The sequence below is a fragment of the Bifidobacterium asteroides genome (genome assembly GCF_009683175.1).
Lineage (GTDB): Bacteria > Actinomycetota > Actinomycetes > Actinomycetales > Bifidobacteriaceae > Bombiscardovia > Bombiscardovia asteroides_H.
Map to the genome: position 1 here is coordinate 104643 of NZ_WKKW01000001.1, position 22090 is coordinate 126732.

Annotated in this window: 11 protein-coding genes; 7 read left to right on the forward strand and 4 right to left on the reverse strand. The window is 49.7% G+C overall.

Translation table 11 applies throughout. From position 1 onward, the window contains the following. Positions 1 to 103: 103 nt before the first annotated feature. Together GKC41_RS00440 and GKC41_RS00445 are read right to left on the reverse strand one after the other, a co-directional pair. Positions 104 to 1861 carry an ABC transporter ATP-binding protein gene (locus GKC41_RS00440; RefSeq protein ID WP_029678446.1) on the reverse strand — a complete coding sequence of 586 codons (1758 nt, stop codon included), beginning with the start codon at positions 1859 to 1861 and terminating at the stop codon, positions 104 to 106. Then, positions 1862 to 3901, reverse strand: a complete 2040-nt coding sequence (locus tag GKC41_RS00445; protein ID WP_324611985.1) for an ABC transporter ATP-binding protein — start codon at positions 3899 to 3901, stop codon at positions 1862 to 1864. It abuts the gene before it with no gap. 156 nt (positions 3902 to 4057) lie between these two features. Here GKC41_RS00445 and GKC41_RS00450 point away from each other — a divergent pair, with 156 nt between their 5' ends. Next, entirely contained in the window at positions 4058 to 5032 is a 975-nt protein-coding gene (locus tag GKC41_RS00450; protein ID WP_195760106.1) for a helix-turn-helix domain-containing protein, read from the forward strand. A gap of 93 nt (positions 5033 to 5125) precedes the next feature. On the opposite strand, the gene GKC41_RS00455 is transcribed toward GKC41_RS00450, so the two are convergent. Beyond that, the gene (locus GKC41_RS00455) at positions 5126 to 7015 is read right to left on the reverse strand and encodes an ATP-dependent nuclease (protein WP_154312454.1); all 1890 of its coding nucleotides are present in this window, start codon (positions 7013 to 7015) and stop codon (positions 5126 to 5128) included. Between the two features lie 1112 nt (positions 7016 to 8127). Here GKC41_RS00455 and GKC41_RS00460 point away from each other — a divergent pair. The 3 genes from GKC41_RS00460 to GKC41_RS00470 all read left to right on the forward strand — a co-directional run bounded on the left by GKC41_RS00460 (position 8128) and on the right by GKC41_RS00470 (position 11584). After that, positions 8128 to 9591 carry a purine-cytosine permease family protein gene (locus GKC41_RS00460; RefSeq protein WP_154312455.1) on the forward strand — a complete coding sequence of 488 codons (1464 nt, stop codon included), beginning with the start codon at positions 8128 to 8130 and terminating at the stop codon, positions 9589 to 9591. Positions 9592 to 9649: 58 nt separating this feature from the next. Further along, the gene (locus GKC41_RS00465) at positions 9650 to 10225 is read left to right on the forward strand and encodes a cysteine hydrolase (RefSeq protein WP_154312456.1); all 576 of its coding nucleotides are present in this window, start codon (positions 9650 to 9652) and stop codon (positions 10223 to 10225) included. Positions 10226 to 10774: 549 nt separating this feature from the next. Beyond that, positions 10775 to 11584: a hypothetical protein gene (locus tag GKC41_RS00470; RefSeq protein ID WP_154312457.1), complete on the forward strand. Its 810-nt coding sequence runs from the start codon at positions 10775 to 10777 to the stop codon at positions 11582 to 11584. A gap of 949 nt (positions 11585 to 12533) precedes the next feature. Here GKC41_RS00470 and GKC41_RS00475 read toward each other — a convergent pair. Further along, a complete protein-coding gene (locus GKC41_RS00475; protein ID WP_154312458.1) occupies positions 12534 to 16298 on the reverse strand; it encodes a hypothetical protein in 3765 nt (1254 codons plus the stop codon). Between the two features lie 905 nt (positions 16299 to 17203). On the opposite strand from GKC41_RS00475, the gene GKC41_RS00480 reads away from it, so the two are divergent. The 3 genes from GKC41_RS00480 to GKC41_RS00490 all read left to right on the forward strand — a co-directional run bounded on the left by GKC41_RS00480 (position 17204) and on the right by GKC41_RS00490 (position 22088). Further along, a complete protein-coding gene (locus GKC41_RS00480) occupies positions 17204 to 18481 on the forward strand; it encodes an MFS transporter (RefSeq protein ID WP_154312459.1) in 1278 nt (425 codons plus the stop codon). 903 nt (positions 18482 to 19384) lie between these two features. Then, positions 19385 to 20260: an Ltp family lipoprotein gene (locus GKC41_RS00485; protein WP_154312460.1), complete on the forward strand. Its 876-nt coding sequence runs from the start codon at positions 19385 to 19387 to the stop codon at positions 20258 to 20260. 337 nt (positions 20261 to 20597) lie between these two features. Next, positions 20598 to 22088 (forward strand): tyrosine-type recombinase/integrase, encoded by a 1491-nt coding sequence (locus GKC41_RS00490; RefSeq protein WP_154312461.1) that lies wholly within the window; start codon positions 20598 to 20600, stop codon positions 22086 to 22088. Positions 22089 to 22090 lie beyond the last annotated feature (2 nt).

The following is a 22090-nucleotide window of genomic DNA, read 5'->3' on the forward strand; positions in this document are numbered from 1 at the left end:
AGCCACTAGTTCCTCAGTTTGTTCGGAAATAATCTGACTGCCTATGATGTAGTGTTGTCCTTCTCTGCCGTTTGGCGATGCCAAGAGTCGATCCAAGCCCCCTCTACAAGGACCAGTCTGCGCTCGCCCCCTGCAAACGAACCATCCGCGCAAATTCACCATCTGCGGCCATGAGCTCCTGCGGGGAGCCTTGCTCGACCACGCACCCATGGCCCAGAACCACAATCTTGTCGGCCTGCTCGACGGTACGCATCCGGTGAGCAATGACCATGACGGTCTTCCCCACCAGCAGTTGCGACAAGGCTTCCTGCACCTGTGTCTCGTTCTCTACATCCAGGGAGGCGGTAGCCTCGTCAAGCAAGACAATCGGTGCATTCTTGAGGATGGCTCTGGCAATAGAGATTCGTTGCCGCTCGCCCCCGGAAAGTCTGGAGCCGTTTTCACCAATCATCGTCTGGTACCCCTGTAGCAGGCACGAGACGAACTGGTCGCAGTTGGCGGCCCTGGCTGCAGCCAACACCTCCTCATCAGTAGCACCGTTCCGACCCATCCGTATATTGCCCATGACCGTGTCATCAAAGAGCATCACGTCTTGGAAGACCACGGCATAGTCGCGCAGAAGAACCTCCGGATCCACTTGGCTCACATCCACTCCTCCTACGGTGATGGAGCCTGCAGCAGCATCCCAGAAGCGAGCCGCCAGCCGAGCACAGGTCGATTTCCCGGAACCCGAAGGGCCGACCAGGGCCGTGACCTCCCCCTCCCGGGCGGTGAAACTCACATCTTCAAGAACCGGCTCGCCTACCGCCTTACCCGCAAGCGCAGGATAGGAAAAAGCAACGTGGTCGAAGACGATATCGTGCCCATTGGGGCGGAATTCCGCACTCCCCTCGGCCACAGGTTCCTCAGTGATGGAACGAATCCGCCGTGCCGCACCCTGGGACTGGAAGAGCTCCGAAACCAGCATCAGCGCCTGATCAAACGGGGAATAGATCCGTGAGACCATCAGGAGAAAGAGGAACATGACCATGAAGTCAATCCTGCCCTCAATGATTAACCCGGCAGCCACCAGGAAGGTCGTTGCCACACCCAACCTCAAAACCACCATGGCGGAGTTCAATATGAGGCCATTGGTCATCTCGGTTCGGACTGTGGTGGCTTCGGTGTCATCGATGATCGAGAAGAGCCTGCCCAGATACCTCTCCTCCTGGTTGGTGGCGTGAATCTCCCGAACGCAGTCAAGCGCCTCCTGAATGCCATCACTGACCCGAACCTGGGCCTGCCTCGTGCGCCGTGACGAAGCTTCAACGAATCCACGAGTGGCAAAGATGATAGCGAAGGCCACTGGCACACTCCAGAAGGCAGCCAGGTCAAGAGCCCAATTGATGGGCAGAAGGGACAGGAATATCAGGACGGATGAGACGACCGCACCATAGAGCTGGCTCAAGGCATGGGCGTAGGCATGCTCCATGGTGGCCACATCACCCAGAATGGTATCGGTCAGATCAGCCAGGTCACGCCGCCCGAAAAAGGAGAGCGGCAGTTTGCGCAGTCTCTCGGCCAGGTCAATCCGCTGCGTTCCGGTCTGGCTGAAGACCGCGCCATAGGAATAACTGTATTGAAACCAGGAGGAGCCGAAGAGAACCAAGGCAAAAGCCAGGAGACCAGCCAGGTAGGGCAAGATCCCCGGCAGGGGCGCCCCTGCTGTCAGGTGCTCAACAAAAACCTTCATGACCAGCAGAAGGAAGGCCGTTCCCGCCATGATGATCAGATTGGTCAGCGTGGTCCACAGCGTTCCCAGAACCACGATCTTCATACCTTGGTCGGACAGTGCGTACTTCTTCTTGAATGAGGCGAGCACTTATGCCTCACCTCCTTCCCTCTGGATGGCGGAATCACCGGTCGACGAGTCCGCAGCGAATGGCTCTGTACCGGGAACGGTGCGATCCTCAACCACAGTGAAGCCTGCGGGATTTTGATCCGCTTTGTCGACAGCCTTCGAAGAGTTGTCGACCTTCCAGGAGACCGCCCGCTCGTAATCAGACCAGAGACGGGCATAGGTACCCTGCGCATCAAGCAGCTGGTTATGAGTGCCCTGCTCAACCAGGCGGCCCCCATCCAGCACCAGGATTCGATCGACATGCGCCACAGTCGACAGACGGTGGGCAATCATGAGAACGGTTCGCCGTCGGCCTCCTTCAACCCGGGTCAGCTTGGTCAGCGCCTTCTGTATCAGGACCTCGTTCTCGGGATCGGCAAAAGCAGTCGCCTCATCCAGGACCACAATGGGAGACTCCTTGAGGATCGCCCTGGCCAGGGCCACACGCTGGACCTCTCCCCCGGAAAGGTAGGTTCCATTTGAACCGAACATGGTGTTAAGCCCATCAGGAAGCTTGTCGACAATGTCCATGCACTGAGCCGCTCTCAACGCATCCATGACCTGCTCAGGAGTGGCTTCCGGTCTGGCTGCGCGGACGTTCTCCAGGATGGTCGTCGAAAAGAGCCTGTTGGTCTGGAAAACGAAGGCGACCTGCCCCATCAGATCGTGGGGATCGATGGACCTGACATCAATACCACCCACGGCGACCCTGCCGGAATCCACATCCCAAAAGCGCGGCACCAGGCTGGCACAGGTCGATTTTCCTCCTCCCGAGGGACCGACCAGGGCCACCATCCCACCCTCCGGCACCTTGAAGTCAATCCGGTCCAGTGCCGGACGATTGGCACCCGGATAGGTATATGACGCCTGATCCAGAGACACATCCGCCGACTTCGGGTGTTTCGGTTGGGCAGCTACCGTCAGGGGATCAATACTGAGCACGCCGGTGATTCTGTCCAAGGCATCGTCAGCCTTGCTGAAGGACTCACTGGAGAACTGCAGACGGGTCATGGCCGTGGGAACCATGCCCGAGAAGACGGCATAGAAGGCGAAATCGGTCAGGTAAGAGGTAAAGTCACTCTGCCCTGGAGCCAGCAGGATGGCTACAGGAACAAGGAAAACCACAGTCCCGTTCAGGGCCGTCATCTGAATGGTCTGAGGCAGGTGACAGATTTTCATGGCATAGTTCCCGGCTATTCTGCTGTAATGCTCAATGGCCTCATGGAAGGCCTTGAAGGAATAAACCGTTTGCTGGAAGACCTTGACCACCGGAATGCCACGGACATATTCGGTTCCCGTCTTGGACATTCGCACCAGGGCATCCTGGTATTCCTTCATAAAGGACTGTCCCTGATCGTTCATCATGACACGGATGCAGACCAGGGCAATCAGGATGGGGAAGAGACAGGCCAGGCCCATACGCCAGTCGAAAATCAACATCAGTATCGGCATACCCAGAATCATGGCGAAGGAGCCGGCTGCATCAGGGAGTATATGGGCAAGCAGATTCTCGGTATCGCCCGCCGAGCCATCAATGGTGCGACGCAACTCGCCTGAAGCATGGAGGTCGAGATACCCCAGAGGCAGGCTCATCAGGTGGCTTAGAGCCTCTTTACGCATGTTGGAGACACTCCGAAAAGCTGCCAGATGCGTCATCAACAGTCCTGCACAGTACAGAATGACGGAAGCCGCCGCAAACCCCAATCCGGCCCATCCGTATATGGCAATTCCCTTAGCCTGGGACCACTTCGGCGCTACGGCGAGGAGGTCTTTTACCGCCAGCCATATGCAGATGTAGGGTCCAAGTCCGGCAATCGTGGAGAGGGCGGACAGACCACAGCCAAGATAAGAGAACACCTTACGAGGGCAAGCGAAATCAAGCAGCCGCATTAGGGAACTACGCCCATGCGACCTCTCCTGTCCAGGCCGGCCTCCCCCACCCTGTGCTTTATCTTCTGTAGGATTCGGCTTGCTTACCGAATCCACCTGGTCTGTGGTCATCCCTTTCCTCCTGATTTGCATTCAAAACCCTTGCCGTCCGTTGCCATCGAACGTAATCTGAGAAGTCAATGCCCGGAAGACCGTCACAGAGCGACGGATGAATCCATAAAAGGTGCGAACGAAAACGAAAGTCTGCCGAAATCGGCACAAAGCCGGCAGGATGAAACCAGGTGCGCAATGACAGACCACGCGATAGACTCCGAATCCCGTGAGATACAGACCCTGTACCGCCCCCAGGTGGAGCAACTTGGCATGGAACTCCATCACCGGTCGGGTGGACTGGAAGGACATGTCGATGGCGACATCTGTCGGGGAAGATTCCAAGCCAATCCGGTGGGTCCTTATTGCCTGATCATATGGCACGACATCACTTTCCTGCGCGAGATGGATTTCAGCGAGTACGCCATGACCGACTACGCCTGCCTGATCTTGGATGAAAGCCCTGCAGCCAACCCCGTTCCTTACGAGGTGCAACCGTGTACGTTGCAGGAGGACAATATGGTCTCCCTGGTCCAACAGGCGGGCTCGGTCACCAACCGTATGCCGGCAGGCTCCCGCTCGCGGACCCGAAGCATCTGCATCCTGCCCGACTATTTCATGGAGTTGGAAAACCAATGGCCTGGCCAGGTCAAGGGACTCTTTGACGCCTTCTGCCAACCCTGGCCATCCGATATTGCCCTGGCCGCTTTAACCGCCATGTCAAAGTTGTCCCCCGGAAGGCCGGGCCAGACGGAGTTTCTCATCAAAGCACACATCGACCTCCTCATGGCAATGTTGGCCCAGGTTTCCTCCGCGCCTGAGCAGAGCCACGAATCATCACACGACCGAGACCTGGTCCAGCAGATCAAAACCCACATCAAATCCCATCTGGGCGGCGACCTCTCCATCGATCAGATAGCCCAATCCCTGTATGTGGGACGCACACGTTTATGCCTCACCTTCAGACGTCAGACCGGCACAAGTCTGGCCAGGTACATCAGAGAGCAAAGAATGGACCAGGCCCGCCTCCTTCTCTCATCAACCACGGAAGACATTGCCCGGATTGGCAGGCGGGTCGGATATACGCGTCCCAGTTCATTCAGCGCGGCTTTCACCAGAGAAACCGGGATCGCTCCAATCACTTGGCGCGAGCACTGCAACCGTGTCGATTAGGCTGGCATCAATTGGCACGTTCTAGCGCACAAGGGTCAACAGCCAAATAACTGGCCAACATGTTTTGCATTGGCCAATTGACGCCACTACGGATTACTGCTTGAGCAACATGTCAAGAACTTGCCGAAACAGTTGAGGTGGTTCGCTTGATATTTTACTTGTAACCTCTCGATAACTCTCTTGGTTCTTTATGAGTTTAATACCGTTAGCTGCTTCCCAAGAGGCTGTTTCTCTCTGCCAGTCTGGCCACTCTTTAGCAAGGAATGATTCTAACGTATCCGGGACAAACGCTATTTTGTTACCATCAAATAAGCCAGAGGGAAAGTCCTCCTCATTGAGGCCGAAGAAACGCTCGATCAAATGATTCGAATTTATATGTTCTGTCTTATGCTTCTTCTTCTCTTCATCGGACAAGTTTTTGTCCAGTCTGTTCATGAAACCAGCATCTGAATCTACCATAGCGAATGTTTCTATACCGAGCTCAGTGAGAATACTGTAGTCGATAGGTAACTTCATTTTCCCTCGTGACGAGATAATACCAATACTGCGGGATTCTAATGCTCCTGTGCCGTTTTCACGATCAGCGATTCCACTTAAAACAGCAACCTCAGTGGTTCCCTCAACAAGAAGAACTTTATTGTCAAAAAGTGCCTCAGCAAGATCTCCTGTTATTTTTGCGTCAAGTTGTCTTTGTACTTTCTCTGGGTCGAGGACACCAGCAATCCGCTGTTTGATGCGTCCCAAATTAGACGCAGCAACAGTAACGTTGCCTCTTGAATCTCTGGAGAAGCGCCTGATCTGAGAGAAATGACCTGCTTCGATGAAAGTAGGACTATGAGTTACATAAATAACTTGTATTCTCCTCTTCTCATCAGAAGCAAGCTCTCGTATTATCTTCGCAAATAATCTCGCCTGAATCGGGCATTGGTAGAGCTCGGGCTCCTCGATTGCTAAACAGATTGTGCTTTGCGTATCAACTTGCTTTGACTCTGCCAGCACACTTAAAGCTGAAATTAGCAAAGTCCTTTGAAATCCATGTCCCTGGTGCACTACATTAGTTTGCATACTGCAATCATCTATACGAATACCAAAAGTAGTTTTCGTTGGTTTTATTTCGCCTCTATTATTTTCTACGGTCACTTCTTTGCCATATGAAAAAGATGAAACTTTTTCTGTTAACTTGGTCGAAAGACGTTGAAGCTGTTCGCCAACTCCCTCGTTATATATTTCTTCTTCTTCCTTTTCCGCCTTAGCAATTATTGCTTGAATCTGCTCATCTACAGCGGTGCGATCAATCGAGCGCTCAAGTATTTTCCCTATTGTAGTAGACTTGTTATCCTCCGTTTCTTCCGCAGCCCTTAAATCGGCTCCAACAAAAACAAAGTTAAATAAATCGCTCATTTTTCCAGTGCCATTGAATCCAAAGAAGTTGGTTTCAATGGTAGTTTCCATATCCTCAAGCTCGTCTATGTGCTCAGATTCCCAAGCCACTAAAGCTTCTTTTGCAGCTGCTGCGGAATTTACTGAGGAGAGTTCCGATTCAAATTCTGGACACGACTTGCGTATCTCCTCATAGGCTTTTCGTGTATCTGCTGCGCTTGCGGCACTCCTCACACTCTCAAATGGGCGATACCTTTTGGTGTTCCCAGATAAATACTCTCTCCCCTCTATGCTTCTACGCTTCCAGATTGTGCATTGTGATGCTCCGTCAGGTGCGTATTTACCCAGAACCTTGTGGTCGCGCTCGTCAAGTTCAGAAAAAGTGACACCTACTTCTATCGGTTCTTGAACATTGGCAGCAAAGCAGTCGTCGCTACATAAGCAATTACTACTAGGGGCATTAAAAAACCAATCCAGTGCGTACAAGAATGTAGATTTACCTGATCCATTTGGGCCTATAAAGGTAGTGACATCATGCTCTACATTTATAGTTACATCCTGTAGAGTTCTGAAATTCTTGATTCGTACCTGCTTAATCCTCATTGATTCTCCCCCTATACAGTTGGCAACTTCTCAATAATACACATATCTTTTCTCTCTTCATCTGGGTCAATGCGGCAGGTAGATGTTTTGCTGCATCCATTAACGAACAAAACATAAAAAAGTCAAACTTCTAACCACTACATAACCTGTCCATTTTTAGCGTTCTTAGTCACATGGAATTCTCCGTACCTTGTAATTCCACTCTCCTTACTTGAAGAGACGCATATTCCTAGCATCAGCTTTGATTTCGAAGTTAGCCGCAGTAGAACTTGATTTCCTTCTTTTCTTTAACTAGATACCGTTAATAATTATGGAACAGGGCAACCAAATAAACCTGTACAATACTGAAGACATGACACGGATGTCCAAACCGGTCGACAGTGGTCGCCGATCCCAATCTCAGAACGTGGCGTGCCATTTCGCCAAGCGGATCGAAGCAGGTGAACCGCTGAACGGTGATCGACCCTCCTTGAAACACCAACTTGCCCAAAAGTCGGGCATAGCACGAGGCACCAATTGGTGCACCGTAGTGCCCAGGCGCTGCTCAGATTCCTTAGGTCTCATCCGAGCCCAAGACAGCTCACAACGATTTTCGATGCCTCACCCGTGCTCAGTCAGGCTGAGGATACGGCTCTGCAGACCCCGGTGGTCTAATCCCCCATCTGGTCCTCCAGCCATGGTCAAGTACCTATCATCGCGCAGAAAATTGGTATGGAATAACCGGCTGATACAGGCGAAACAGAAGACGACGGCACAGCTGCCTGCTCGCAACTGTACCAAACCCTTGACTCGGCTCTGATTGTGCAAATCGGTCCTTACGGTTACTAGCTCTGTCTGGGCAGCCAGTCCGAGACATCCTTGGATTCCCTTCCACATCCCTCTGGATACCAAAAGACAGGCGACTGCCATACATGGGTTGCTCTGCACCAAACCATCCAAGTGGTGCCCCGACCCGAAACAAACCCCTACGCCAAACCGGCCGCAGCCTTGTCTGTAACAAAAGCCGATCCGGCCACCCGCCCACATCACAGAAAATCCGAGACTTTACCAACACCAGCATGGCGTTCGTCAGACAATCCGTCAACGAACGCCACAAGATATAAGGAATCAACATGAATGAGCACATTGCAGCCACCGAAGGAACCAGCAAAAGCTCGGCCCTGAGCGTTGAGGCCCAAGGCATCGACACCATTGCCGAGTCTGAGCGCAAGGGCAAGCCATCAAGTCTCTTCTGGCCCTGGTTCTCCGCCAACATCTCAGTACTGGCCATGTCCTATGGCGCCTGGGCACTGGGATTCGGCATCTCCTTCTGGCAGGCCACATTCACCACCATTGCCGGTGTCGTCATCTCATTTCTGCTTGTTGGCATCATCTCCATCGCAGGCAAGCGCGGCAACGCCCCGACCATGGTCCTCACCCGGGCCATTTTCGGCGTGGAAGGTGCAAAAGTGCCGGCCGCCATGTCCTGGATAGCCACACTGGGGTGGGAGATATCCCTAACGACCACGGCCGTACTGGCAGCATCTTCGACCATCGAAAAACTCGGCTGGGGATCAGGTGCAAGCCCTAAAATAATCTCTACCTTGATAATCATCGGGCTGGTTGTAGTTGCCGGCATTTACGGCTACGACCTGATCATGCGCCTCCAACAGATCATCACCATCGTCACCGCGATCGTAATTGCAGGCTTCTTCATCATCGGCTGGGGCAATATCGATTTCTCCGCCATCTCATCCGCCCACTCCGGTTCCTTGCCAGCCATGCTGGGCTGCTGCTTCTTCGTAATGACAGGCTTTGGCCTGGGATGGGTCAACATCGCAGCGGACTACTCGCGATACCTGCCCCACAGCGCCTCCAACACCGGAATCGTTGTCTGGACCACCTTCAGCGCATCCATCGCCAACATCTTCCTTATCGTCTACGGCCTGCTCCTAGCCGTCTCCAACAAAGGCCTGGCCGAAAACGTGGGCAACGACCCCATCGGAGCCATGGCCAGCATATTGCCTACTTGGTATCTGGTTCCATTCACCATCGTTGCGGTGCTGGGGTTGATAGCCGGGGCCATCATGGACAACTACTCCAATGGTCTGGCCCTGCTCTCCTTCGGCATCAAGCTCCCGCGGACACTCGCAGCGGCCATCACCGCCGTGCTGACCGTAATCGGAGTAGTCTATGTAACCTTCTTCTCCTCCACATTCATCGGCCCCTTCCAAGGCTTCCTGATTACGCTCGGCGTACCCATGGCCGCCTGGGCAGGCATGTTCGTAGCCGACATTCTGCTTCGCCGGAAGGACTATGACACCACCGACCTCTATCGATCCGAGGGACGATACGGTTCCTGGAACATCACCGCTTTCGCCATCCTTGCCATCGCCACCTTCCTTGGCTGGGGATTGGTGGTGAACTCCTCCGCCAATTGGCTCAACTGGCAAGGATACCTTCTGGGCCCCATCGGAGGTAAGGACGGGACCTGGGCGGCGGCAAACCTGGGTGTCATCGTAGCCCTCGCTGTCGGATTCCTCGGAACGCTCCTCTTCCAGAAGAGCGATATCCGTCGTCAGGAGAGCATCGACTGAAATCGAAAGGGGCGCAGAGGAATGCGCTCCACACCCCACTACAGGAAAGGAAATTATCATGATCAACGATGATGAATGGCTGGTGGTGATTGACCGCCAGGAGGTATTCGCCCACAACGAGTGGTCCCGTTGGGCCTGCTCCGACGGGGCATACTATCAGACCAACAGGAACTACATTCGTCTCGCCAAGGCATACGGCGACCGCGTCGCATACACCAGATACATTGCGCCGCAGCCGCCAAAAGGCGTATGGGTGGAATACATGAACGAATGGCCGGAATTCCAGGTCCCCTCCGACGATCCCATGTATGACCTCACACCAGAGACAGCCGAACTCGCCAAGGGGCATCCAATTGTCTCGCTCAGCACTTTCGGCAAGTGGGGGCCGGAATTGCAAGCGGCAATAAAGGGGTCCCAGAAGATAGCCCTGTGCGGTGTCGCCACCGATGCCTGTGTGTTGCAGACCGCCTTGGCGGCTGCAGACCAAGGTATCGCCGTTCGATTGGTAGCAGATGCCTGCGCCGGATCCACACCAGAAAACCACAAGCTGGCGATCGATACCATGGCCCTGTTCACACCGCTCATCACCATCACTGACACCGATTCACTACTGAGGGATCTTCAAACAGACTGACCTTTGACATTCTTGATACGTTTATAGGTTAGGTTCTTGCCTCGAAAGAGGGAAGAACCCAACGGCACGAATCTCACCGCATCGCAGCCGTCTGCTCCATATAAACAAGTCAAGACCCTATAAGTTACCGTGCTTAAACTCACGAGTAGCTGAAATCGAATTCAGTTATTGCCTAACTCAAAATATCTTCTACTCTAGGGTTAGAAACTGGTGCAAAAACAAAGGTTGTGGATCGCAATCGCGTCTGTCGCCTTCCCCGACTACAGAATCCAAATCTGCTACTTTTCCAGAGGACCAAATAGATAGATTGTTGCTCAATCGGCTTTTACAGAAACTATCACATAACAGTTCAAACATAAACCAAGCTCAGCTCGGACCTATTCCACGCATATACAGATTCACAGTTGCCTTTCATTGATTACCGTCCTGCATTTTAAACACAAGTACCTGTAGACAGCACGGTGATAAAATTGCAGGAGCAGGTTTGACTAGAAGTGACCCCATACGCCGTCAGTGTAGAGAGTGCTGCAGCCAGCTAAAGGAGATCAAATGGTTGATCATGCCTATCTGGATTCAGACCGGACTCAGTATATAAGTGTTCTGCAAGCCTTGGCTGAGGATCACAATATACGGTACTTTTGTCCTAATCCGCACTGTGATGCCTATCTCTACATATGCCAAACAGATGGCAATAGAAATGGATACTTTGCAGCAAATCGAAAACTGCACCGGCATATTGAATACTGCCCTTACAGTTCAGGTGATGCTACGACCGCTGAACTGTATGTTGATCCCAAATTCGACTATAAAAAAGCTATATTAAAAATAGAAACAAGAGTTCCTTATCGTCCATCAAGGCAAACAGAAGGTGGACGTATTGACATACGAGCAACCAGCAGCATATCGTGCAGACAGCCAACAACTGTGCGAGAGCTTTATACACTTTGCAAGCAACACCTTCCCAATGAGGAATTTAACAATTCCAAGTTTGGTGAAATACTATTTGACGAGCGCAGCGAAGACATGCATCCAAATGGCCCAAGCGGACAGATGCTGGTGGAAGCTGTCAAAAAATCATGGTTTTTTGAGAATAGAGGGCACAAGATATTCCTGAAAACCGCAACAAAACATCCATATAAGTTGAATATTAGAGTACCTGACTACAGAATCTATAGCCAATTCAAAGACACGATTTTCCACAATCAAGATAGCAAGATAGTACTTGCTGGTACATGGACACTAGGCAGCGATGGGACATATTCTTCATTGAAGATAAATAGGAAAAGCCAGTACTTGTTCCTTCACTATCAAAAATCTACCCAAGAACGCGTTCGCAGTCAGACAGCAGATTTCAGATAAAGCGACGTAATGTTCAATTAGCCTAAAACAGCAATTACGTTATGCACTCTATTTTGGAATCTTTTTGAAATGGGCGGGGATGGTTCGATTTATCTTTTACAGTGATTTTAACTGTCTGTCGTTTTCTCTTACATTCTTCTAAGCAGTCGGAATAGACGTATTTTTCTGAAATACGTCATCTAATACTGTAAAACTCGCAAATTTGCCTCAAGATTCTCATCATGGTAATCAGCACGCCCCAACTTTACTAGGGTATAAAACCAGTTAAACAATGACGACAAACCACATGAAACTACTGTGGAACAAGATTCGTCTTCAATGGATCGGCCCGCGCATCCGAAATATCAAAAAACTTTGCCTTCCTGCATCGTAAAGGCGACTTGTTTAGAGTCATTAATCAGGCTCATGCCGTTGCCGTATGTTTTGGTGATTACTTCAAATGCTGTTCATTTGAACTTTGCCCACCTTGTTTGCATACTGTCTTATTCCACAACTCTAAGTCATCTAAAGATGTGGAATACGCGATAGAAAAGATCTTCGACCAGTAAAGTTGGTGAGATCGGATCACAGCTTTTCTAGCCCATACCTGGGTTGGTATCAAATATTTCTGGATCCTGCTGGTCTCCCGCAATGATCCCAGCCTCTCCTTTACCCACCTTAATCACCTAAACGTGTACTACATGCCGCATGCAAGCCTGGCATAGTGAAGAAACGGTTGTATGGCAGCTGCTTGATACGCTTCTACACACTAATTGATTTATTCTTTACTCTTTTGAATGGCAAAAGGCACAGGCACATTACTTGTATGGAATACACCGAACAAGAATAAAATAAAAGCCTTCAGGCCGTATATGTACCACTCAAAATGCCGAGGAGTAGGACTATTACCAGTTTTACTGCTTAACTACCAAAGGCAAAACCACATTATCCGTAGTCCAGAGCACCAGACTCAATAATCTATTCCCTCTTTATACCTTCTAGCTTGCTCATCTTCATTTAATCCCATTGAGTGATATTCTCTTGCTTGTTTTGTTAGCAGCGCAGCCACATTTGGCCATTGAACATTAATTCTGTTAGCACATTTTTGGAGTTCATCTTCAAGCTCGTACTCTTGTTTCCCGCCTTCTTCTAAACCACGAAAAAATGCCTCTCTTTTATTGAACAATTCAGTACTGAAACCTTTATCTAAAAATGTGGACTGAAAGTCTTCTATTACATTACATACTGATTTACATGGCCATGTTCCGTCATCATCAGCAGGAGCGTGAGCCAGTACTTTCCCGATATAGTAGTTTCCTTGTTTAATTAGGTTACGCGAGCCCAATATCTTTTGTGCTTCTTGAATCCAGGCTCTGAGTTGTTCCTCGACGATTTCATTTGACTCATTGACCGCTCCTGGAATCGTTCTCCAAGTATTTAGCAGAAGCCAAGCATTTTCCGACTGTTCTTTCGGAACATTCGGCTGTTTTCCAACATTAGCAGTTTCTGGGTAGACGAGAGAGATTATGTCAGCAAAATAGCGCGGGTTATCAGCGAGTTTCCGGTGTAAAAATAAGCACACACGTCCATCATTAATTGCTCGCAAATAGGCCCATTCAAGTTTTTCAAGGCGAGTACGTTCTACACTCTCACTATCTTGGAGGAGTTTTATCAGCACTTCTATTTCAAAACTAGATAATGTCTCACTTTCATGATCATGGCATATCAGCAACTTTTCCATAAGATCAGCCGCTAAGCCCGGATCGACTTTAACAGCACCAGCATCACGATACAATGCAAGCAATTTGAGAGCGCCCACGATTCGTCCATGACTTGCCAGCTGTTTTGCTGCTTCGTTGGCCAGCATGAAATCGAATCCTAAGTGATTAATTGGAAACTCTAGCCAATATATCATCTCCACTTCTTTATCATAACTATCAAGAGATGTCCATACTTCCTCGAATTCATTAGAGAGCAAGAGCAAGCGAGCTTTCACCGTGTTGGACAAACTATCACTATGCATTATCTCCAGTAGATTGCTTAATTTACCATTAGTTAGCCTATACAAAGCTGAACTCGCAAAATAACATACTTTGGAAAACTCGCTTTCTAAGAGTCTTGCAATCGTGTGGTCTTGTATCTGTAGGCCGAGGCAAGCAAACGCGTCTCCAACGATCCAAGGGCATTCAACTCTTTTGGCAAGTCGCAATACGCTCTCCAGACCACCTTCCTCAAAGACCTCACTAATTGCTTCATTTCTGGCTTTTCCTAGAAGCTGCTTTCTATCAATCGACTGGTTATTATTGTCCAAGACGTAAACCAAACAGTCGTATGTAAATAGCGGGGCTACTTGAACAACAGGATCGACTGGTTCTAACTCTTTCATGACCGATTTGAAATATTTGATATCTTCGAGAGATAAAGACGATGACACATTTGCTGAAGACTGATATTTTCCGATAAGTTTATAAAACTCCAACCATATCGCATCACGTGTATCGGTTGGTTTCAACTTAGCTAGACTAAGCCTATTCAAAACAGTATTTTTGCTCTTTTGAGACAAATAAGGCAACTTAGAGATAATCTTGATCCAGATTGATGGATCACTTTCAGCAAGGTCAATAGCACAGCCAAGATATACGTTAATATCATCAACGATTTGATTATTGGTCGGCTTACTTGGTGAAGCAGATTGTCTAAATTCAAACGGCATAATTGTTGAAGTGCTTTCTCCTGCCGTAGGAATGAGAGCAATAACTAGTGATTTACCAACCTCAGGTAGCTTTCTGCAGACTTTTTGAACGAACGAATGCCTTTCATCTGATAACGCAGCTGTTTGAGGATACCCTACACGCAGAATAGTAGCGAGAGAGTTTAACGGCCGATTAGCGAGTTTCCCGCCTGGATCGCGATCAGCAAGTAATGCAAGTAACCACATAGCTCTCCCAAAATAATCGGGAATCATTGCCAGACGTTCCAAAGCCCAAAGCACTTGTATATGCGGGCTGGTAGGTGCCAACCAATTAGATGATTCGTGGAATAATTTATCCATGAATACACCGCTTGGACTTATTGCTCTTTGCAATTCATCCAGAAACTCTTCAGGTGCCGCCTCAGCAAGTTCCGACAAAACATCATTTATCGAAATCCATATGCCCCCGGTGCAATCGTCATTTGCGAAACGCAGTATATCTGAAACAACATTGGCCGCCCAATCCGAAAAAGACAGAGAAGGAAAATCGCTTACAGTCGCACTCGAGGAACCTAGCAAGGAAAGTGTAGTACTAATTCCCTTTCTAAGATCGTCAGATTCTTTCCTCTCCTTTCCATAAATTTTTGCCGCCCATCGCTGATCTTCTGGAAGTGCAAGGGCGGGATTTACTTCTTCCAGTACAGAACAAACTACCTCTCGAAAGGCATCCAAATCGGATCTTGTTATCGCTTGCAAAAAGCGTTCAGCACTCTCAACGGGTGAAATAACTGCACGCACACTTCCAAACATTGAAAAAACTGGATTAGCACTATTAGCGTCTTTAAGTAGCGCAGCAGTTAACTCTTCATCGCTGGGGTCTATCACAAAACGGGCAACAACGTCTGCATCCCCTTTCAGTGCACCGTCCCACCGCCCAAGCATCCATGCTCTTCTAACTAGTTGATTTACATGAGGAGAATTTGAATTCGGTAAGAGCTCATCTGGAAGAGGTATTAAAGCAATTTTATTACGCAGCAATGGTAAGCTTTTATGTGCCGCACGCGCATACTCCGCTTGTTTTTCATCCGGTATACTTTTTGTTTTGAAATAGTTTACGGCTTTTTCATACGAGATGTCAGGCAAATTTATTGTTGGTGCGACTTGCTGCACTTTATTTACACCAATAACTATATGGTGTCCGGTAAGTAGTTGAGCTTCTCTTACTAGAGCAGCATCTGACAAAAGCACAATTAGATGTTCTGACACTTGTCTTAAATACTCTAGTGCGCTTGCCTCACTAACGACCACCGCTTTAGACAGCATTCCTTGCTCATCAGAAAGCAAAGTCGCCGCCACGAATGCAAGACAATCTTCAATCGTGACAGACCGTATTATTATTTGACTCGGCTTGCTTTCATTTAGTTTCTTCGTAAGAAGACTTCTTTCATTAGATCGATTACACAAGACAAGCTCAGAAGTAAGTAGATTATCACACGGTTTTCGGTAGTCATTCCACCAAGTTTCCAGACTGGATAACCCATGAACCGATTTCCCGCACATTTCTGAAAACCACAAATATACCGTTGGAGTTTCCTCAAGCGCTGTTAATATGTCATCGGCGGTATATACACGGACTTCTTTCCATCTTCCCTCTTTGTTTTTCTCGCGAGCCCAAGCCTGTGCACCCGCCCATCTCCCCAAGGTAACAAAGACGAAGGTGGTTTCGGATTGGTTTATGCCTAATGGGTTTTTTGTACGCTTGTTATAGTCAGAATTGGCTTTAGCTTTGATACCACGAGATGTGCCAAATTCCCATACACTGTACCCTGATGGAACAAATGCGTTTCCTTGCCCAGCACGCACTTGACCATCGTATCCACCTAGGTCCGTATCTTCCTCTCCGGGCATTTTAATAAAAGTGATTGTTTGATTCGACTGCAAGATAATTCTTCTTATCAGGATAGGCAATGTCGAACGAGCTGTAGTTGTTCTTCCAAATGAATAAACATCTTTGAGCTGAGCTAAATACGGCAGTCTCCCCATAATTCCCTTCCTGACCTTATGAAACGACTACACCTACGTTACTTCCATACCCCATAAGATTTAATACGTGCTTTTCAACGCTGTTTATACGTTAAATCAACCCTTATATGAGCATACGAATTTGCCTATGTCATACTGGGGCTTGCTGTCGTCCGCTGCTCTTATTTGAGCCGCAGTTTATAGCTACCTTTCTGACAAGCTTGAGGTATACCTCAAAGGATCAAAAGCTCTCTTTTTAGCCTTTACTATAGGGGCAGCCCATTTCGCGCACATGGCAGTTCCTTCGCCATCGTCGTAGCGATCGGATTCCTGCTCGTCGCAGTGGGCATGAATGGAAGAGGGCCCATAACTTCGAAAGTTGCGAATAGTTTGATTCCGCCTAATCAGCGCTCTACCGTTCTTAATATTGCGAGCTCGTTGGGAAGCTTGATTGGCATGGTCTGCAACCCGATCATAGGTTGGAGCGCGGATCGAAATGTCGCAATCACTACCCTTGGGATCGCCGGGATTTTAGTTCTGACTGCCCTCATGCGGTTGCCGATTGCGAACAAATACAAATATATGAAGAATACCTAATGGCTGTACGCATATCGAGCAGTAGCACCAACATGGGAAACCTGATATATAAATGCCGCAAAGATGCAGCATGTCGTTTCCAAGAAGACAAGATTTAATTAAGCAATCCCCGTAGCACTTGAACCTAACCTCGTGGAGCATAAAATGCAGTACTGAGCCGAAGCACGGATTCTACTAGACCCAAATTGGCCATTTTGAAATCAAAGATGAACAAGTCACGGATGGCATAATATTATCTATTACGGAATTTGAATTCCACACGATGAAATCCTTGAAGGTTTAAACCATTCTGCTGACTGAGCCATCAGTAGACGAAGGATGTATGCCACATGTTAAGTAAAGCAGCGACAACATTCGTAGCCCTCAAAGACGTTTTGAGACACAAACCATTGGTTACATTATCTCTTGGTGCTTTCTTTACCAGTCTTGTCGGTGGAATCGTTAATCTCTTACTGACCATTCATGTATACGATATTTCGGGATCGTCTCCGTTGGCGGTCAGCGCCCTTTTTTTAGTTACCTTTATGCCAAATTTAATTGTAGCTCCACTGTTTTCTGGCATAGCTGACAAATATAATCGCAGAATCGTTTTAGCAGTGGGCGGAACGCTACGAGCTCTTTGTTGTTTGTTGCTCGCATTCAACCATAACATTGCTCTTTCATTTATTCTTGCTTTTGTTATAACAAGCATAGCTGCGGTTATGAAGCCGGCGCGATATGCAAAAGCTGCTGAATTAGTTTCAGATTCAAAACTGTCAGTTCTCAATTCTGTTTTATCGTTCATGATCAATGCTGCAGGTATCGCCTCTGGCGCCCTCGCCGGTTTGCTCACCAATTTCAACGGTGTCGCTGCATTTGCGGTTGCTGCTTTTGGTAGCTTAATTGCGGCCTCACTTGACGGTTGCTATTCACATGAGGAGCATAATTCGAAGCGAACTGTCGATTCACACAATGGTTTTCGGGAAAGTCATAGTATTTCCTTCTGGGTTAAGTTAAAAAGGATAATTTCTTCAACCAACATTCGATTAAAAAATGTTTTTGGACTTATCAAAAAGGAACGACTTCTTGCTGCCCTGTCCATTGTTGTTCTCGCACTTTGGTTCGGCCTCGGACTACAAGAAACTTTACTCGTCGTTTTCACCCGTACGGTGTTACATGCTCCAAACTCAGTTTACGGGTATTTGAACACGATTGGATCCATTGGGGCACTTATTGGAGCAGCACTAGCTGCACCTTTTTCCTCAAATACCCGATCAGCAATAAAAAGTTTGTCGATGTCCCTCATCGCTTCTGGAATAGCCTTCTGCGCGTTTGCATTGAGCGGTCAATCTCTGATTTTCGCTTTCTGCAGTTTTTTTGTATTTTCTTTATTCTATACAATTGCCAATGTAATTGAAGAATTACTTGAGCAGGTTCTCTCCCCCAATGAATATAGAGCTTCTGTGATGTCCACTATAGGCGCGGTAGGTACGGTCGGATATCTAATCGGAGGATCTCTAACCGGCTGGTTATCAGACTTGGTCGGTCCTACGAATACCGCAATTCTCGCGGCAGTTAGTCTAATAGGCGCGGGAATCTTTGCGGGATTGACCATGCTTCGATATTAAGTAGAAAAGATTTAGTTCAATTTTGTCCAACAAGAAAAAGTAATTATCTGATAATCATAATTCAATATTTAAATAAGGTATCAACAAGATGTCCGCGGATATACATGCATCCATTTAGAGCTGTATTGACCTTCCTCGTGGTTCTTTGCGTGATATAGCTGTGCTTCTAAGTATGACTAGCCGGAAGGGTTGATGACGCATCGGTCAGCCTACCCGCATTGGATTCAGCTACTGCTCACCAAAAAGCAGGTTAGTGCTTGCACGACCGGTACTGTTCACAACAGAGCGATCTTGTACGGAAATACATTGATGTAGAGTTGAGGGTTCCACGCCTCACACGGATACAGCCAAGGCAAGGTGGCAGACGCCCTGGACCATGCAAGATCCGCAATGTCGAACTGGCTAAATGCAAAGCCTCCGATAGACGTAGCAGTTGCCAATGAGATCTGCGACTATATCGTGTCGGACATCAAGGTGGTCATCCGCAGGGCCGAGCAACGTATGACGGAAAGCCTAGCCCCTATCCTCTCTGACTGCGGATTTCCTTCGACTCTCAGAAAATAAGAAGGCGGCTTATGTGCTTGGACACAGTCAAGACCGGCGACCATCCACTGGCAGCACACCGACGCCACTAGAACAAGCGTTTACGGCCTGCGCCTGAAACGCCGTACAAGGCACGAAACCGCGCTGAAGCCCGCCAACCCCTCGAACATCGGATCGTCTGCGAACCCGACGTCAGCCTCCAAATCAACCAGGGCTACCAGTGCTACCAGCCCATACCCATTCGAACCAGACGCGCTGCAAAGCACGAACCTGCCCCCCCCCCCCCACAGGCACGACCATCGTACAGAATAAATGGTAGCCTGCTGGTAGTCATAGAGGATGAAGAAAGAGGGATAAGTCATGTCCAACGCTGAACAGACCCCACAGACCCCCCAGACTCCAAAGACCACACAGACCCCGCCGACACCCGTGCCCCCGTGGATGCAGCCGCCGGAGGAAAAGCCGTTTTACAAGCAGGTCTGGTTCTGGGTCGTCATCGCAGTCGTTGCCATTCTTGTTTTTGCCGCAACCGCAGGATCAAACATCAAGTTGCCAATCAGCGTCCCCAAGATCGAGACAGCCGGCATATCACAGCAACTGAACAAGATGAAGAAAACTATAAAAGCCCCTAAAAAACCTGCTAACCCTGACTCTGACAATCACAAGGCGGCTCTGGCTCAGGCGCAAGACTACTCTGAGCTTCTGTACAAGAGCAAGCAGGGCATCTACGATAGGCTTACGAGCGTGGATAAATTCACGCCCGAGGCCGCCCAGTACGCCGTAGACCATCTCAAAGCCGACTACAACGCCAATGCCCTTGCCGAAGCCAAACACTACCAGAAAAGAATACACATGAGCAAGCGGGGCATCTACGATGAGCTCACCAGCGAGGATAAATTCACGCCCGAGGCCGCCCAGTACGCCGTAGATAACCTCCAAGCCGACGACAACGCGGCTGCTTACGCCAGAGCCAAAGACTATTTGGAAACAGTACACGAGAGCAAGGAGGACATCTACTACGAGCTCACCAGCGAGGATAAATTCACGCCCAATGTCGCCCAGCACGCCGTAGATAGCCTAAAAGCCGACTACAAGGCCACTGCTCTCGCCGCAGCCAAAGACTACCAGAAAATGCACATGAGCCCAGCAGAAATCCAGCATCAGCTCGCCAGCCCGTACGGAGGTAAGTTCACCCCCGAAGAAGTGGCTTACGCTATGCAGCATCTCAATCAGTAACCAGATCCCAACGGATCAGCCCCACTCCGGCGGGGCTTTTCCTTTGCGGGAACCTTTGTCACACGAATGTCACACAAAATCAAGTTTTAAGCAAACTTCCCGAGTAATGGAAAAGCCCCGCAACCTTTGTGGCTGTAGGGCTTCCGTGTGGTGCGCCAGACAGGATTCGAACCTGCAACCTGCTGATCCGTAGTCAGCTGTATAATAAGAGGAGATTTGGGAACAGCTCCTCAAGAATGGCGGAATATCAACAGTTATAGCACAACTAATGTGTTACTGATACACTACTGAGGGTCAGTTCTATGTCCTAAATATATCCAACAAAATAGGAGGACGGATGGCAAGGCGGCGAGCGAACGGCGAGGCAAGGCCGTACAAGTTCAGGTCCACCTGGAAGAGCCGGGACAAGGACGGCAATCCGGTCGTCAAAAGCAGGCAGAGATGGCAGCAGCAGATATACGTCGGATACCTGCCTAACGGGAACCCGCGCAAGAAGACCTTCACTGCAGACACTGCCGGCGCTGTCACAGCAAAAGTACGTGCCTGGCGCAAGGAGCTCAAGGAGAACGACGGGGTTGAAGTGGACAAGAAAGCCACATTGGGCTCCTACTCCCCCGTCTTTCTGGCAAAGAAAAAGGAGATGGTGGATCCCAAGACTTACAGGATGTATACCAACGTCTTGAGGAATCATCTCGCAGACTATCAGGACAAGCCTCTAGCACAGTTCACGCCATCGACCGTTACGCACATATTGGCCACAGCAAAGGCTCATGACCGAAAAGGACGCGTATTGGGCAGTGCAGGGCTAAGCCTGAAGAAGCAGCTGAGATCGACTCTCCACTCCCTCTTTGAGGATGCAAAGAGGGACAGGATAATCCCGTCAAACCCTGCTGAGAAGCTGCCCATCCCTCAAAGCAAGGATGCCCAATATAAGGAGGTTGGTCGGGAGAGAACCGCCTTCAGCGTTCCCGAGATGGAATCGATGCTGCGAGCTGCTGCCGCAATGCCCGACAAAGCAGTGGGAGCGCGCATGTGGTTCCGTTTGCTGACCGGCATGCGCCAAGGGGAGATCCTTGGTGCCCGCGAGCCGGACCTCCGCCTGTACAAGGCCGGAACCGTATCATACGAGGACCGCGAAGTCGAGAAAGAATGCGAATACCTGGATGCGGATGGCAACCCGCAGAAAGGCACCATCAAAGTCACGGAACAAGTCCCCGTGGAAACAAAGGCCCTGGTAGGCAGCTATGAGGTCAACTGGAAGCTGGAGGAACTCCAGAAAGACCACGGGTGCGGAAGCAAGGGCCCAGATGGCTGGCCGTGCCAAAAGAAACGAGGTGCAAACTGCCCGGACTGGAAATGGAGAATCCCTGACGGCTTTGACATGCTCCACCTCTCGGGCCGCTGGTGCCTCACCCACCCCAAGAGCCTGACAGGGCGCAGAGTCCCCATAGTGCCCGTACTGGCCCAAGTGTTACAGCAGCACATAAAAGCCACTAGCAAACAACCGAATCCATATAGTTTGTTGTTCCACAACGTCGATGGTTCCGTCATCGATCCCAAGCAGGATACTGTGGACTTCCGCAGCCTGATGGAGCTGGCGCACATCCCCCACCCGGAGACTCACTCAGGCCATGAGACCAGACACAGCGTGGTCACCCTGCTGGCGTCCATGGGTGTGGACGCGCAGCTTATCAAGGAAATCGTCGGCCACTCCTCCGATGCCATGGTCGAGCACTACCGTCACGCCGACGACAGCGAGCGCCTGCGGGCCATGGAGACACTGGACGAGAGCCTGGGACTGGAGCAGATCGGCTGGGCCGGCAAATAGCC